The 14,442-nt window shown below is 45.0% G+C and carries 14 protein-coding genes; all 14 read right to left on the minus strand.

What is annotated here, in order from left to right:
• Nucleotides 1–84 precede the first annotated feature (84 nt).
• Nucleotides 85–1,377, minus strand: coding sequence for an NAD(P)/FAD-dependent oxidoreductase (locus tag VFC92_03095; protein ID HZK07165.1), 1,293 nt, complete (start codon nt 1,375–1,377; stop codon nt 85–87).
• Nucleotides 1,378–1,416: 39 nt separating this feature from the next.
• Nucleotides 1,417–1,767, minus strand: coding sequence for a DUF488 domain-containing protein (locus tag VFC92_03100; protein ID HZK07166.1), 351 nt, complete (start codon nt 1,765–1,767; stop codon nt 1,417–1,419).
• Nucleotides 1,768–1,831: 64 nt separating this feature from the next.
• The gene (pgl, locus tag VFC92_03105; GenBank protein ID HZK07167.1) at nt 1,832–2,578 is read right to left on the minus strand and encodes a 6-phosphogluconolactonase; all 747 of its coding nucleotides are present in this window, start codon (nt 2,576–2,578) and stop codon (nt 1,832–1,834) included.
• A complete protein-coding gene (gene zwf, locus VFC92_03110) occupies nt 2,556–4,085 on the minus strand; it encodes a glucose-6-phosphate dehydrogenase (GenBank protein HZK07168.1) in 1,530 nt (509 codons plus the stop codon). The genes pgl and zwf overlap by 23 nt, the downstream gene beginning before the upstream one ends.
• 1 nt (nt 4,086) lies before the next feature.
• Nucleotides 4,087–5,505: an NADP-dependent phosphogluconate dehydrogenase gene (gene gndA, locus VFC92_03115; GenBank protein ID HZK07169.1), complete on the minus strand. Its 1,419-nt coding sequence runs from the start codon at nt 5,503–5,505 to the stop codon at nt 4,087–4,089.
• Between the two features lie 86 nt (nt 5,506–5,591).
• Nucleotides 5,592–6,743: a transaldolase gene (gene tal, locus VFC92_03120; protein ID HZK07170.1), complete on the minus strand. Its 1,152-nt coding sequence runs from the start codon at nt 6,741–6,743 to the stop codon at nt 5,592–5,594.
• Nucleotides 6,744–6,920: 177 nt separating this feature from the next.
• Nucleotides 6,921–7,376: a carboxymuconolactone decarboxylase family protein gene (locus VFC92_03125; protein HZK07171.1), complete on the minus strand. Its 456-nt coding sequence runs from the start codon at nt 7,374–7,376 to the stop codon at nt 6,921–6,923.
• A 17-nt stretch (nt 7,377–7,393) separates the two neighbouring features.
• Nucleotides 7,394–7,954 carry a DUF488 domain-containing protein gene (locus tag VFC92_03130; protein ID HZK07172.1) on the minus strand — a complete coding sequence of 187 codons (561 nt, stop codon included), beginning with the start codon at nt 7,952–7,954 and terminating at the stop codon, nt 7,394–7,396.
• On the minus strand, nt 7,954–8,280 hold the full coding sequence (locus tag VFC92_03135) for a carboxymuconolactone decarboxylase family protein (protein HZK07173.1): 327 nt from the start codon (nt 8,278–8,280) through the stop codon (nt 7,954–7,956). The genes VFC92_03130 and VFC92_03135 overlap by 1 nt, the downstream gene beginning before the upstream one ends.
• A 30-nt stretch (nt 8,281–8,310) precedes the next feature.
• Nucleotides 8,311–8,583, minus strand: coding sequence for a hypothetical protein (locus VFC92_03140; GenBank protein HZK07174.1), 273 nt, complete (start codon nt 8,581–8,583; stop codon nt 8,311–8,313).
• Between the two features lie 94 nt (nt 8,584–8,677).
• Nucleotides 8,678–9,106: an OsmC family peroxiredoxin gene (locus VFC92_03145; protein ID HZK07175.1), complete on the minus strand. Its 429-nt coding sequence runs from the start codon at nt 9,104–9,106 to the stop codon at nt 8,678–8,680.
• Nucleotides 9,107–9,145: 39 nt separating this feature from the next.
• Complete coding sequence (gene acnA / locus VFC92_03150; GenBank protein HZK07176.1) at nt 9,146–11,932, minus strand: aconitate hydratase AcnA; 2,787 nt, start codon at nt 11,930–11,932, stop codon at nt 9,146–9,148.
• 241 nt (nt 11,933–12,173) lie between these two features.
• Nucleotides 12,174–12,845 (minus strand): hypothetical protein, encoded by a 672-nt coding sequence (locus tag VFC92_03155; GenBank protein HZK07177.1) that lies wholly within the window; start codon nt 12,843–12,845, stop codon nt 12,174–12,176.
• A 5-nt stretch (nt 12,846–12,850) separates the two neighbouring features.
• Nucleotides 12,851–14,437, minus strand: a complete 1,587-nt coding sequence (locus tag VFC92_03160) for a DUF438 domain-containing protein (GenBank protein ID HZK07178.1) — start codon at nt 14,435–14,437, stop codon at nt 12,851–12,853.
• Between the last annotated feature and the right edge of the window lie 5 nt (nt 14,438–14,442).

The following is a 14,442-nucleotide window of genomic DNA, read 5'->3' on the forward strand; positions in this document are numbered from 1 at the left end:
GACTCTCTGACTTTGACGAGAAATTATGACAGAATTACGATTGGGAAAAGGAAAGGTTATGTAAACCGGATGCACATTGAATACTTATCCGGCCTGGTTTTTTCCGGAAGAACATGGTTCATCAGATTGTGTGAGGATCAATCGAAGCGACGAGTTTTTGGTGACGTACACCCAGGCCCAGTCGATGAAGATGATTATTTTGCTGCGCACATTCAGGATGAGCATCAGATGCAGAAACATCCATACAAACCAGGCAAAATATCCTTTGAAGCTGGTAAATGGGAAATCGACCACTGCCTTGTTTCGGCCAATGGTTGCCATGGAACCAAGGTCCTTGTATTCGTAATCCACCGGTACCTTTCCCCTACCCAACCTCTTAAGATTTTTTGCTAAATTCTTACCCTGGTTTATCGCCACATTGGCCACCTGAGGATGCCCCTTTGGGTACTTGGGTGTTTCCATGTAGGCAATGTCGCCAATGGCAAAAACATTTTCACTTCCTGCCATTTGATTTATTCGATTTACAATGATACGGTTTCCGTGCGTGATGCTGCTTGCAGGCAAGCCCTCAAGCTGGTTGGCTATAACTCCGGCGGTCCATATCACGGTTTTCGTAAGTATTTTGCTGCCATTGTTCAGGGTAAGGATATCGCCATCATAATCGGTTACAAATGTTTCGGTAAGCAGCCTCACGCCCATACCCTCAAGGTATTTTTGTGAAGCATGACGTGCCTTCCCGCTCATATTGTTCAGGGTATGCCTGGTACCCTCTACTAACGTGATATTGAATTTTGAGAAATCGATGCGGGGATAATCTTTTGGGAGGATGTTTTTTCTGATTTCGGCAAAAGCGCCTGCCAGCTCCACTCCGGTAGGCCCGGCACCTACAATCACGAGGTTTCGCAATGCCTCCTTATTCTCCTCTTTTGCTGAAGCAATCTTTTCGAAGGTTTGCAAAATGTGGTTACGGATTTTTATGGCATCGTAGGTGCTTTTTAAAGTATGAGAATGACGGCAAATTTTATCATTCCCAAAAAAATTGGTCTTACAGCCTATGCCAATCACCAGATAATCATAGTTGAAATCGCCAATGGTGGTGCGTATTTTATTTTCTTCGGGAAAAACGTGGGTCACTTCTGCCAACCTGATCACCACATTGGTTTTGTTTTTAAAAACATAGCGGAGAGGGAAAGAGATATTAGCCGGTTCAATTTGCGAAGTGGCCACCTGGTAAAACAATGGCTGAAACTGATGATGGTTTATTTTGTCGATCAGCAACACATCGAACAAATTTTTATCCAACTGCCTTGTTATCGGAATGCCGGCAAACCCGCCACCCACAACTATTACCTTCTTTTTTTTTCTCTCCTTTTTCATACCTTGCTCCTATTTTTAATAATGAAATAGCCGGTATTATCAACTTTCCAACAGCACCTCTTTCAACACAACGGCTTGGTTTATTTTGTGGTCTTTGGCCGCATACAAAAGGCAAAGCGTTTTATTTTTCGCCTTTTCACGCAAATTGTCCAGGGCCTCTTTTTTATCTTTTAGCTCTTCGCGATAGCGACGGGCAAATTCATCAAACCGCTCCTCTTTGTGGTCGAACCATTTTCTCAGTTCGGTGGATGGAGCAAGTTCTTTGTCCCACTCATCGAGCTTTGCAACTTCTTTGGAAACGCCACGGGGCCAAAGCCTGTCAACTAAAACCCGGTAGCCATCATCTGCAGAAGGATCGTCGTAAATCCGTTTTAATTTTATTTCTTTCATGGGTTTGGTTTTTTGTATTAATCATTCTACTTATCCCATTCTAAAAATTTCGTTTTCATGCGGCTTAAAGCGAAGGCAACAGTGCGGCTGCCTTTTTATCGACAAACCAAATTAGGTTTCCATCTTCCGGATGGATCATCTGTGCAGGAAATTTCTCCGGTTGACGCGGGTCAATCAAAACGGTTTTTAAAATTTCTGCTTTTTTTTCTCCCTCAACAAGAAAAACAATGTTGTGTGCTTTGTTAATTAAAGAGGGCGTCATGGTGATGCGAAACATTTGTTGCTCCGATACATAGAGCTCTTGTACCAGCCGAGTGTTTTCGAAAATAACATCGGTTTCGGGAAATAATGACGCCGTGTGGCCATCTGCGCCCAGACCCAGAAAAATAAGATCGAAACGCGGCGACTCTTTTCCATAGAATTTTGTAATGATGTCTGCATATTTCTTTGCAGCCTCGTCCGGTTCTAAATCAACAGGAATGGGATTAATATTTATTGCCGGAATATCAATGTGATCCAACAATAAAGCCCTGGCCTTGGTGGCATTATTTCGTTTATCATCCGATGGTACAAAACGCTCGTCACCCCAAAAGACAAAGGTTTTGTTCCAGGAAATTTGATCCCGGTAAGGTGGCTTTGCCAAAAGAGCAAACAGGTTTTCGGGGGTAGTTCCTCCCGATAAGGAGATCACAAATTTTCCGCGGCTTTCGATGGCTTGTTTCGAAATTTTAATCATCAAATCCGCTGCTGCCTTTGCCAATGCAGCTGAATTCTGAAAAACGCTTATGCTATTTTGCTGATTCAATTTCATTTTTTCCAAAGGGTATTGTGAGCCAATTGTGCCCGTCAACAGCTATCAATGCGTGTGCATCCTGAGGTCCGTGTGATCCGGCATCGTAAGTTGGGAAATTAGGAGAGGTGTTTGCTTTCCATGCATCCAGCACTGGCATAAGTATTGCCCATGCCGCTTCTACCTGGTCAGCACGCATAAAAAGCGTTGCATCTCCCCGGAATACATCGAGCAGCAAGGTTTCATAAGCTTCGGGCGTTCCGCCTGTGTAGGTGTCGTGGTAATTAAACAACATGTGAACGGGGTTGAGAAGCATTTTAAGTCCGGGTTGTTTTGCCTGAAAGCTTAACTGTATTCCCATGTGCGGCTGGATATTAAGGATAAGCTTGTTGGATTGCCAGTTTTCGATAGCTTCAACCGGGAAGGAATGATGTGGCACCGGTTTAAATTGAATAGTGATTACGGAAATGGTCTCATTCATCCGTTTCCCGGTACGAACATAAAAAGGCACTCCCTGCCAGCGCCAGTTATCGACATGAAATTTCACCGCTGCAAAAGTTTCTACATTGGATGTTGGTGCCACATCAGGCTCCTCCCGGTAACCCTTTACTTGTTTACCTTTTATCCATCCACTACCATATTGGCCTCTTACGGCATTTTTGTGTACCTCTTCCGGTTTTAATTTTCTCACCGCATTCAATACATCGACCTTTTTATTACGGATTTCGTTTGCTTCAAAAGTGATGGGTGGTTCCATGGCGATAAGACACATTAGCTGGAGCAAATGATTTTGAATCATATCGCGAAGTGCGCCGGCAGTCTCATAATAATTTCCACGGTGTTCGACGCCCAATTCTTCTGAAACAGTGATCTGAACATGATCGATGTAATTCCGATTCCAGATCGGCTCAAATAATGCATTGGCAAAACGAAATGCCAGAATATTTTGCACGGTTTCTTTGCCCAGATAGTGATCGATACGATAAATCTGGGATTCGTCAAAATGGGTATGCAACAAGGTATTAAGACTAATAGCACCCTCCAGATCGTGCCCGAAAGGCTTTTCTATAACAATGCGGCTTTTCTGCTTATTATCACAAAGCTCCGACGATCCTATATTCATCGAAATTTCTTCGAATGCATTTGGCGGAACAGCAAGATAATAGACTGTGTTGGCGGAGGCATTCCATTTTTTTTCGAGAGCTTTTATCTGTTTGCTTATGGCAGAATAGGTAGATGTAGCATCAAACTCCCCTTGCAGATAGGTGAGGTAGTTACTAAAAACATCCCATTGATCTTTTTTTGCTTTTCCCCGTCGCGAAAACTTATCTACGCCTTCATGCAAATGTTTTACAAATTCCGGGTCTGTGTATTTACGACGACTTACCCCGATGACTGCAAACTCTTCGGGAATCCATTTATCCAGCCAGAGATTATAAATGGCGGGAATCAGTTTGCGCCAGGTCAAATCTCCTGTGGCGCCAAGTATTACAATGATGGTGGGGCCTATTTTTGTTCCGGTTTCCATGTTATCTCTTTTGGTTCCATTGTGTGTGAAAAATTCCGTCTCTGTCATTTCGCTCGTAAGTATGAGCACCAAAATTATCGCGCTGTGCCTGTATTAAATTGGCAGGAAGCCATCTACTCCTGTAGCTGTCGAAATAGGCCAAAGCGACCATCATTGCAGGAACCGGAATCCCTGATCCCGCAGCTGTCTGGATAACTTTTCGAATATCTATTTGCGATTGCGTTAGTTTTCTTGAAAACGCATCGCTCAGCATAAGATTCGACAGATCCGGCTGTTTCAGAAACGCAGAACGGATGTCTTCCAATAAGGCAGCACGGATGATACAACCACCTCTCCAGATAGCAGCAATATCTTCTAATTTCAAATCATATTTATACTTTTTAGATGCTACCTGCAACAGCTGCATTCCCTGCGCATAAACTGTGATGATTGAAAAATAGAGTGCCTGCTCCATCCGTTTCAGCAGATCGTTTTTATCTCCGGCGAATTTCGTTATAGAACCTTCCAGATGTTGATGTGCAGCTTCACGTTCTTTTTTATAAGTTGATAAATTTCGCATGGAAACGGCAATATCAATGACAGGAATAGGTACTTGCAAACTCATAGCATCTTCAGAAGTCCAGGCGCCCGTGCCCTTTTGTTTTGCACTGTCGAGGATCTTGTCAATGATCCGGCTGTCGGTAAGGTCATCTTTTTGGGTAAAAATATCTGCGGTTATTTCGATAAGATAGGACTGCAATTCCCCCTCGTTCCATTTTGAAAAAATAGCGTGTAGCTCATCATTATTCATACCTGCACATTCCTTCAGCAGGTGATAAACTTCGGCAATGAGTTGCATCAATCCATACTCAATTCCGTTGTGCACCATTTTTACATAGTGTCCGGCGGAGCCTGGCCCCAGCCATGTTACACAAGGTTCATTATTCACTTTGGCAGAAACAGCTTCCAGCATTTCAGCCACACGCTCATACACTTTCTTCGGTCCACCCGGCATAATGCTTGGCCCTTGGCGTGCGCCCAGCTCTCCTCCTGAAACGCCAACGCCCATAAAATGAATGCCTGATTCCTGCAATTGCTCACTCCTTCTGTTGGTATCCGTAAAGTGAGAATTACCGCAATCCATCAGCAAATCATTTTCCGACAAAAAAGGTTTTAATTCACTGATGACATCGTCCACAATTTTTCCGGCAGGCACAAGCATCAAGATTATTTTAGGCGTCTTTAGCGCACCGAGAAATTCATTCAGGTCGGAGGTGGCGGCCACATTTTCGGTGCCGGCGTCTTTTTTAAGTGTTTCTGCTTGTGAACTATCTTTATCATAACCTATCACGGTGTATCCATGATCGCTCATGTTGTAAACAAGATTGCGCCCCATGGTGCCAAGGCCAATCATTCCGTAGTCGAATTTTGTCTCTTTCATATTTATTATTCTGTTTAATCCAGATTATTATTTTCCAGAATGAGCTAAAACGAACAATCAAGCGATCACTTATTCTGAGTTTAATGCTATTTGGCAGATTGGATATCTCCCAGCATTTTCAATCTTTTATCTGCCAGGTTACTGATCAATTCATCAAAAGATTCGATAAATTTTTGGATGCCTTCGACTTCTAACTGCTGTGTTACAAGTGAGATATCAATACCCACTTTTTTTAGTTCACCAAACAAAGCATTGGCCTGGTCAAGATCCTCCTCAATGGCATCTTTTTTCAGGATTCCATGGTCGGCAAAAGCTGTAATGGTTTTGTCGGGCAAAGTATTTATCGTGTTTTCACCAATCAGCGGATCAACGTAGCGGAGATCATTGTACTTAGGATCTTTGTTGCTGGTGCTTGCCCACAAAGGCCGTTGCACATGAGCGCCCTTTTCTTCCAGTTTTTTCCAATCCGCACCGCTGAATATTTCTTTGAACCGTTGGTAGCACAGACGTGCTGTGGCAATTCCCGCCTTGCCTGATAATTGGAGGCTTTGGCTGGTGTTTTTATCTTCTCCGGCCTTATTAATATGCTGATCGAGCAGCTGGTCGGTGAGTACGTCAATCCTGCTGATAAAAACACTTGCTACGGAAATAATATGATTGATCGGTTTACCTTCTGCAACTCTTCGTGTAATGGCATTGATGTAGGCCTGCGCCACCGCAACGTAACTCTCAATCGAAAAAAGAAGCGTTACGTTGATGTTGATACCTTCGTAAAGCATTTGCTCAATGGCCGGAACGCCCTCCTTTGTTCCCGGAATTTTGATAAGGCAGTTTTTCTTACCAACCTCATCATATAGCCTGCGGGCTTCCTTAATCGTACCTTCCGTATCCCGGGCAAGATTGGGCAGAACTTCAAGGCTTACAAAGCCATCGGTGCCGCCTGATTTTTCATACACCGGAAAGAGGATATCGCAGGCATCCTGTACATCTTTTATGGTAAGTGCATCATAGATTTGCAAAGGGTTTTTGCCCTCATTTACCAATTTGGCAATCTGGTCGTCATAATCTGAACCACCTGTAATGGCCTTGTTGAAAATGCTTGGGTTTGAAGTTATTCCTCTCAGTCCCTGCTCCTCCACTCTTTTCTTTAATTCGCCAGAGGTAATTTTCCCCCGCGTTAAATTATCAAGCCAATAACTCTGGCCATACTTTAATAATTCGATTAGTCTGTTCATCATAAATATTTTTGCTGGTTATTAATCTTTTCTAAATTTCCCTTGCATCGCTGCGAAAGTAGAGCTTTCGCACTTTGTATTATCATGCGGTTCAGATTTTCGCTACGGAATAATCGTTTGTCGTTGTCTTCGAACTATCAACATCTGCGTACTATTTATTTTGTGTAAAACACAACGCTTTTACGGCTCAGGATGATAGCTCCCCGGAACCGTGCGGAAACCAATGGCCAACCGATTCCAGCCGTTTATGGCGACAATGGCCATCGTGAGGGCAATGATTTCCTTCTCGTCGAAATATTTGCGGGTTGCTTCGTAAAGTTCATCCGGCACATCATTTTCCGAAATCAATGTCAGTGCCTCCATCCAGGCCAGGGCAGCCCGCTCGCGATTGGTGTAAAAGGATGTTTCGCGCCAGGCACTCAGCGCGAAAAGGCGCTGCTCGGTTTCGCCTGCCTTGCGTGCATCTTTGGTGTGCATGTCGAGGCAGTAGGCGCACCCGTTAATTTGCGACGCCCTGGTTTTTACCAATTCGTAAAGCGTACGTTCAAGCCCCGAACCGTGCACATATTTTTCGAGTTCGAGCATACCTTTGATAGCCTCGGGTGCTTGTTCTGAGTATTTTATTCGTGGTTTCATCTTATTGGTTTTTATCCTTAATCGGCTATGTTTTCGTTGCTGGTTTCAGGAACATAAGTCAGCTTCCCGGCCACAATTCTTGCGGGCTGCGTGTAGGGATGCTCTTCGACTTTGCCCACGCCCATAATGTGCATCACGTTCCAGCCTTCTGCTTTCAGGCAATCGGAAATCATAGAGCGATGGCAGCGCCACCAAACAGCTTCGGAACAAAAGTAGGCGGTGCGCTGCGTCAGAGCTATTTGCTTCAGCTCTTCTATTCCTTCGCGAAAAGCGTTAGTTTCCATATAATCGGCATAGCCGCGGAAGGCCTGATTCCGCCAGGTAGTATTTTTAGAGTCGAGATGTACTTTCCTTCTACCGCCAAGATTTTTTATATGGATGTATCGAAAGCCGGCTTGCGGCAAGGAAACTCCAAGCGCTTCTTTATTAAAATGTGGAAACTTGCGCGAACCGGGAAAACTCCTGACGTCGGCCACCACTTCAATCTGAAAGGATTTGAGCATGCCAATAAATTCCTCCAGGCTATGAATGGAATGCCCGATGGTCCAAATCTTTCTATTTTGTTTTTCCTGACTCATCACTCCATTTCATTCAGGGCAAGGGCTGAGTGAGCAAAAGCTCCACCCGAGCGCATTTCGGCAGCTACCCAAATTGCTTCCATTATTTCCTGATTGCTTGCCCCTTTTCGCATGGCCGTCCTGGTGTGCGAGCGGATGCAATACGGACATTGTGTGACGTGCGCCACGGCAACGGCAATCAATTGTTTTGTTTTTTCGGGCAGCGCTCCTTCTTTGAAAACCGTTTTGCTGAAATTTGCCCAGGCTTCCATTATTTCAGGAGCCAATGCCGACCTTTTGTCAGCGAGCTCTTTGGTTGATTTTGGATACAAATCTTCGCTTTTCATGGTGTTGGTTTTTAATGATAAATGCTGGTTTTAATCGTGTTTCTTGCCACACGTTGGGCAAACCTCAACTTCGCCTTTTTTTAAACGAATGCCATCAATGTGCTCTTTGATAAACTTACGCACGAGCGTATATTTTTTCTGCTGATGCAACACATCAATTTGATCGTCTTCAAAAAGTTTGCGAATCTTTTGGTCATATTCCTGATAGCCCCAGCAAACAGGGCAAACGCCTTCAGGAGCCAGGTTTTCTGTTGCTTCTTTTGGCTTTTTATAAAAGTCGTGAAGTTGTTCAAAAAAGTCCATAATCAGAATTTTTAAGTTCAAAAAAAAAGGATCAGGTCAAACAGCTATCTGAAACCTGATCCTCTTCTATTCCATCTTTTGCAATAAGCAGGATTTACTTAACCAGGTTTGCTTCAGCCGAAATCTTGGCTGTACCGCCGGCATACAAGCGCGAAACCGGGCATTTTTCTTTGGTAATTGCAGCCAGTTTTTTCAGTTTGCTTTCGTCCAATCCCTGGCATTTTACTTTGCAATCCAGCTTGATTTCGGTAATGTGGGGGCCAGAGTCGTCTTTGGCAAGGGTTATCTGAGCCTTGGTCTCGATGCTCTCAGGATTCAGCCCTTCCTCGGTGAGCAGCAATGAAAGATACATGGAATAGCATCCGGCATGTGCCGCTCCAACAAGCTCTTCGGGATTGGTGCCTTTGGCTCCTTCAAAACGGGAGTTGAAAGTGTAGACGCCTTCGTAGCCGGTAAAACTCATTGTTCCACGACCCTCTTTGATCGTTCCTTTCCATTGTGCGTGTGCATTTGATGTTGACATAATAGTTTGATTTTAAATGGTTATTAATTGATGGATAAATCATTTTTTATTTAAAAACTGCCGCAAAACATATTGTAGGATTCCGCCGTTGCGGTAATATTCAATTTCGATGTTGGAGTCGAGGCGGGCAATGGCCTGAAATTTAATCACGCCGCCCTTGTCGTTTTTGGCCATAATCTGTAGCACCTTGTGCGGTTTGAGATCGTTGGCAATGCCGGTTATTGTAAAAACTTCTTCACCGGTAATTCCCAGACTTTCTGCACTTTCTCCATTTTTATATTCAAGCGGCAACACACCCAACCCCACCAAATTGCTGCGGTGGATGCGTTCGTAGCTTTCGGCCAGCACACATTTTACGCCCAGCAGAAATGTTCCTTTTGCTGCCCAGTCGCGCGAGGAGCCGCTGCCATATTCCTTTCCGGCCAAAACCAGCAGCGGCGTCTGCTCCTCTTTGTATTTCAAAGAAGCATCATATACCAGCATCTCTTTGCCCGTAGGCAAATGGCGTGTGAATCCACCTTCTTTTTCGGCCAGTTTATTTTTGATGCGCACGTTGGCAAATGTGCCGCGAACCATCACTTCATCGTTGCCTCTGCGTGATCCATAAGAATTAAAATTCTTTTTTTCGACGCCCTTTTCCAACAGGTATTTCCCGGCTGCAGAATCTTCAGCAAAGGCGCCAGCGGGAGAAATGTGGTCGGTGGTTACGCTGTCGCCCAAAACCAGCAAAGCGCGTGCATTTTCAATGTTTTCGAGCGCCTCGGGATTTTCAGGAATGTTATGAAAGAAAGGAATTTCTTTGATGTAGGTAGAGTTTTCGTCCCAATCATAAAGCTTTCCTGACGGCACTTCCAGATTTCTCCAGATTTCGTTGCCTTTGAAAATCTCACCGTAATTTTTAGCAAAATCGCCGGGCGACAAAACCTTGCTTAGTATTTCGTTGATCTCATCGTCGGAAGGCCAGATATCTTTCAAAAAAACCGGTTCCCGATTGGAGTCGTAGCTAATCGGCTCGTTGATCAGATCGATATCTACGCGGCCGGCAATGGCATAAGCCACTACCAGCATTGGCGACATCAAAAAATTCATTTTTACCTGTGGATGAATCCTTGCTTCAAAGTTTCTATTTCCGGAAAGGACGGACGTAACGATCAGGTTATTCTCATCAACAGCTTTGGCAATGTCAGGCGTCAGCGGGCCGGAGTTCCCGATGCATGAGGTACAACCATAACCCACCAGATGAAACTGCAGCGCTTCGAGGTCTTTCATCAGGTCGGCCTTTTCGAGATAATCGGTCACCACCTTCGAGCCGGGGGCAAGCGAAGTTTTCACCCAAGGCTTTACGTCGATACCGTGCTCTCTGGCTTTGCGCGCTACCAATCCCGCGCCTATCATTACGAAAGGATTGGAAGTATTGGTGCAGGAGGTGATGGCTGCAATAGCCACTGCGCCATCCGAAAGCATAAACTTCTGCTGCCCTCTGGTGATCCAAACCGTTTTTAGGCCGTTGCTATCTTTCGTTTCTACTTCGGTGGGCATCTTTTTGTCAGATTTGGATACCGGCAAATCGCCACCTTCGCCATCAAAACGGGTGATGGACTTCTCAATCTCACGGTCTTCCTGGGATATGTATTTCCGATCGAAAGATTTGTCCAGCAACTCAATGAATTTGCTTTTGAACTCCTTCAAGAGTATTTTATCCTGCGGCCGTTTAGGGCCGGCAACAGTAGGTTCGACTGTGCACATGTCCAGCTCCAAAACATCCGAATAGGTAATTTTATCTTCGTGTTCGCGCCACAGCATGTTGGTTTTGCAATAGCTTTCCACCAGCGCAATCTGCTCTTCCGAACGATTGCTTTTTCGCATGTATTCCAGCGTTTTATCGTCGATGGGAAAATAGGTGATGGTGCTTCCAAATTCGGGCGACATATTGCCAATGGTGGCACGGTCAGGGACAGAAAGATTGTCCAGCCCCGGGCCGAAGACCTCAACGAACTTTCCTACTACACCAAGCTTACGAAGCATGTTGGCAATGGTCAGAACCAAATCGGTGGCCGTGGAACCCACCGGAAGTTTACCGGTAAGTTTCAGGCCGATCACCTCAGGCATTATAAAATAGAGCGGCTGGCCTAAAATGGCTGCTTCCGCTTCGATGCCGCCCACGCCCCATGCTACCACACCAATGCCATTGACCATTGGCGTATGACTATCGGTTCCAACCAGCGTATCCGGAAAAACCTCCCCGTTTCGTTCGATAACGCCTTTGGAAAGATATTCGAGATTTACCTGATGACAAATACCCATTCCGGGCGGCACCACGCTAAAATTATCAAACGAGTTTTGCGCCCATTTCAGAAACTGGTATCGCTCCTGATTGCGCCTGTATTCTTCGTTGATGTTGCGTTTGTAAGAATACCCGGTGCCAAAATAATCCACCTGAACCGAATGGTCTATCACCAGATCCACGGGAATGAGCGGGTTGATAATGGTGGGGTCTTTGCCTTTCCGGGCTGCTTCGGCACGAAGCGCGGCAATATCAACCACGGCGGGAACACCTGTAAAATCCTGCATCAAAACGCGGGCAGGTTTAAACGGGATATCCTTGTCGGTGGCCTGCGGCTGCCAGTGCAAAATGGTTTCGATGTTTTCGCGCGTTACCGCAAAATCATCGTAATTACGCAATGCATTTTCCAGCAAAATCCGGATGGAAAAGGGCAGCTTGCCGATATCGTAGCCTTGCTTTTGCAATTCGACGAGGCTGTAATAAGTATAACTCTTATCGCCGATTGTCAAAGGTTTCTTAATCTTAAAAATGTCCTTTCCCATGTTGATTTTGTGTTTTGTATTAAGTTAATGTTTAATAAAGCTACTATTTGAGTGCGTTAACAGATTCCTCCCTTTGGTCGGAATGACGAGGCGTTTGATACCCGGAGGATGTTGGAGTGGGTGCGGCTGCGCCGCACCCACTCCAACATCCTATTACCTCAGAAACCTTGTCATTCTGAACGCAACGAAGTGAAGTGAGGAATCTCTTCATTTATTTAGTACTGATTTCAAAAATCAATCCTTAAAACTCTTCTTTTACAATCAATTCTTTTTTGATACCCAGATTAGCCAACTGCTTTTCTACGATGTCCATCATAACCTCGGGGCCACACAGATAGATGTAGTCCTTGCGGTTTGAGATGTTTTTCTTCAAAAAGCCTTCTGAAATGTATCCTTTGGCGTAAACGCCCGCTTCCTCATCCGACAGAATATTGACAAAGTTTTTACCCAACATTTCTTCAAACTCGTCGCCATTGATGATATCCGATTTTCGTTTGTTAGCAAAAATGAGTTTGTTGTTTCCAATTTTATTTTTGGAACGGAGGTGCCTAAAGATGGAGATAAAGGGCGTTACCCCTGCCCCTCCGGCAATGAATGTGCCTTCACCTTTATAATTAATTGTACCCCACGCTTCACTGATGATTAGTTCATCGTCGGGTTTCAGGCTGAGCAACTCGTTGGTTACACCTTTGTGATCGGGATAGGTTTTGATGGTAAATTCCAGATAATCGTCATCGGGAAGGCACGTAAATGTAAATGGCCTTACTTCACCTTCCCAGCCCTCTTTGTTGATGGCTACCTCGGCAGCCTGCCCCGGAAGGAATGTGAAACCGGGAGGTTTTTCCAACACGATTTGCAACACATCATGCGTGACATGACCCACAGATTTTACTTTTAAAATGTACTTTTCCATATTAATCAGGTTTTACGTTTTATTTCATCTTTGATCATCTGAATCAAATTATCGACTTCAAATCCTCCAACCTGGCTGATCATGCTGAGACTTGCCACATGTTTCATGGTGTTGAAAATAATCGGATTGTTCAGCTTGTCGTATTCGGGCGAAAGTGAAACAAGGAATTCCTTGATAAAAGGGTAGCGCTTGATGAGCGAACCCACGATAGTTTTCGGAGTTATTTCCAGCTTCTCTTCAGCTTGTGCCTCCGATATTTCTTTTATCACTTTTTTGTCGTAATCCTTGTCCCAGTTAAGCAACCGCTGGCTGCCGGTAAGGCTGCGAATGTGGGCAACCTCCTGCATCGACTCAAGGGTTCCGCGGTAGTTGCCCTCATCATCGCGCAAAGCGGTGAAAAGAATGTAAATGAACTTTTCGCCTTTATCAATCCAAAATTCAGCTTCATCCTGCTCGCCGCTTCTGAATGCTTTGATGACCGCCTCGACCATGTGCAGGCTCTCGCGCGGATGGCAGTTTTGAACCTTGCGACCAATGACTCCGGCGCTTCGAGGGAAAATCCTATGCTTGGTGTCGGTGTAAAACCTTACCTCGTCGTTTTCGTCCACAAACGACAAATCGACCTGCATGTGTTTGTAGATCAAATTTATCTGTTCCAAGGTTATCCGGCCGGTAGTTACATCGAGCATATCTCCTTTGCTGCCACCATTGCCTGCCACCCCGTGCTTTTCGAGTACTGCTTTCAAATCATCCAACAAAGTGCTGTCGACTGCGGGTGAATTTTTCCCTTGTCCGCGCTCCGTTTTCGTGGCGGTGCCTTTGTATGGCTTTGGCTTTTCAATGAGGCAATAACCAATTTCGTCGTCGCTGATGCGCATTTCTGCAAATTCTTCATCGGATAAAAGCTTGAGTGAAGTGGGATAAAGGACATCGCGCTCTTTGGACAGAATGTCGCGCACCAAATGAATGACGTTAGGCTGAGCTTCAATAAACGATTGATCTTTGTCGGCCTGCAGCAATTCGTACGAATCTTTGATGGCATCGCGCACGCGGTCGTCGAAGGTCCACATGATTTTTGACGGTCGGTCGAATCCTTTGCGCTCCAGCGCCGAAAACAATTGGTGTTGTTTGCGGCTGAAGTGAGTGTTGATCTGGCTGAGCTGCGCATACAGTTCAAGCCATTCGTTTTTGATGAATTTGCCCTTAAGCTTTACTTCCATCTGGTGCACAACTTTCTTGATGGCCGCAGCTTCATCGGCATAGGTCTGGATGGGATGCCCCGACGGGAGATTCAATCTGTTGACCAACAAAACATCGCGGAAGACATCGATGATATCATCCATACCCTCCGCCATGATTTCGTCGGTAATGCCGGCATTGTACAAATGCTGTTCGCCGTAAGCAAACTCTTCGGCCGTGATGTGGTCGAAGGTTTTGTTGACCAACTCTTTGGCCTCGGCCAGTGTAAACTCCTTGTTGAAGACCTTTAGCTTGATATCAATCATTTTATCAACGCGATCGTTGTCGATATCAAGATGCTTCTTCATCTCGATGGGATTTTCATCTACATTGATATTTTTAAAAGTTTTCATCACAA

The sequence above is a fragment of the Bacteroidales bacterium genome (assembly GCA_035647615.1).
In the GTDB taxonomy this organism is placed as follows: Bacteria; Bacteroidota; Bacteroidia; order Bacteroidales; family 4484-276; genus SABY01.

What these genes read in the sequence shown, in the direction of transcription:
- VFC92_03140 (HZK07174.1), bottom strand. Translation starts at nt 8,583, where the DNA reads ATGGACTTTTTTGAACAACTTCACGACTTTTATAAAAAGCCAAAAGAA.
- VFC92_03145 (HZK07175.1), bottom strand. Translation starts at nt 9,106, where the DNA reads ATGTCAACATCAAATGCACACGCACAATGGAAAGGAACGATCAAAGAG.
- acnA (HZK07176.1), bottom strand. Translation starts at nt 11,932, where the DNA reads ATGGGAAAGGACATTTTTAAGATTAAGAAACCTTTGACAATCGGCGAT.
- VFC92_03095 (HZK07165.1), bottom strand. Translation starts at nt 1,377, where the DNA reads ATGAAAAAGGAGAGAAAAAAAAAGAAGGTAATAGTTGTGGGTGGCGGG.
- VFC92_03130 (HZK07172.1), bottom strand. Translation starts at nt 7,954, where the DNA reads ATGAGTCAGGAAAAACAAAATAGAAAGATTTGGACCATCGGGCATTCC.
- pgl (HZK07167.1), bottom strand. Translation starts at nt 2,578, where the DNA reads ATGAAATTGAATCAGCAAAATAGCATAAGCGTTTTTCAGAATTCAGCT.
- zwf (HZK07168.1), bottom strand. Translation starts at nt 4,085, where the DNA reads ATGGAAACCGGAACAAAAATAGGCCCCACCATCATTGTAATACTTGGC.
- tal (HZK07170.1), bottom strand. Translation starts at nt 6,743, where the DNA reads ATGATGAACAGACTAATCGAATTATTAAAGTATGGCCAGAGTTATTGG.
- VFC92_03155 (HZK07177.1), bottom strand. Translation starts at nt 12,845, where the DNA reads ATGGAAAAGTACATTTTAAAAGTAAAATCTGTGGGTCATGTCACGCAT.
- VFC92_03135 (HZK07173.1), bottom strand. Translation starts at nt 8,280, where the DNA reads ATGAAAAGCGAAGATTTGTATCCAAAATCAACCAAAGAGCTCGCTGAC.
- gndA (HZK07169.1), bottom strand. Translation starts at nt 5,505, where the DNA reads ATGAAAGAGACAAAATTCGACTACGGAATGATTGGCCTTGGCACCATG.
- VFC92_03160 (HZK07178.1), bottom strand. Translation starts at nt 14,437, where the DNA reads ATGAAAACTTTTAAAAATATCAATGTAGATGAAAATCCCATCGAGATG.
- VFC92_03125 (HZK07171.1), bottom strand. Translation starts at nt 7,376, where the DNA reads ATGAAACCACGAATAAAATACTCAGAACAAGCACCCGAGGCTATCAAA.
- VFC92_03100 (HZK07166.1), bottom strand. Translation starts at nt 1,767, where the DNA reads ATGAAAGAAATAAAATTAAAACGGATTTACGACGATCCTTCTGCAGAT.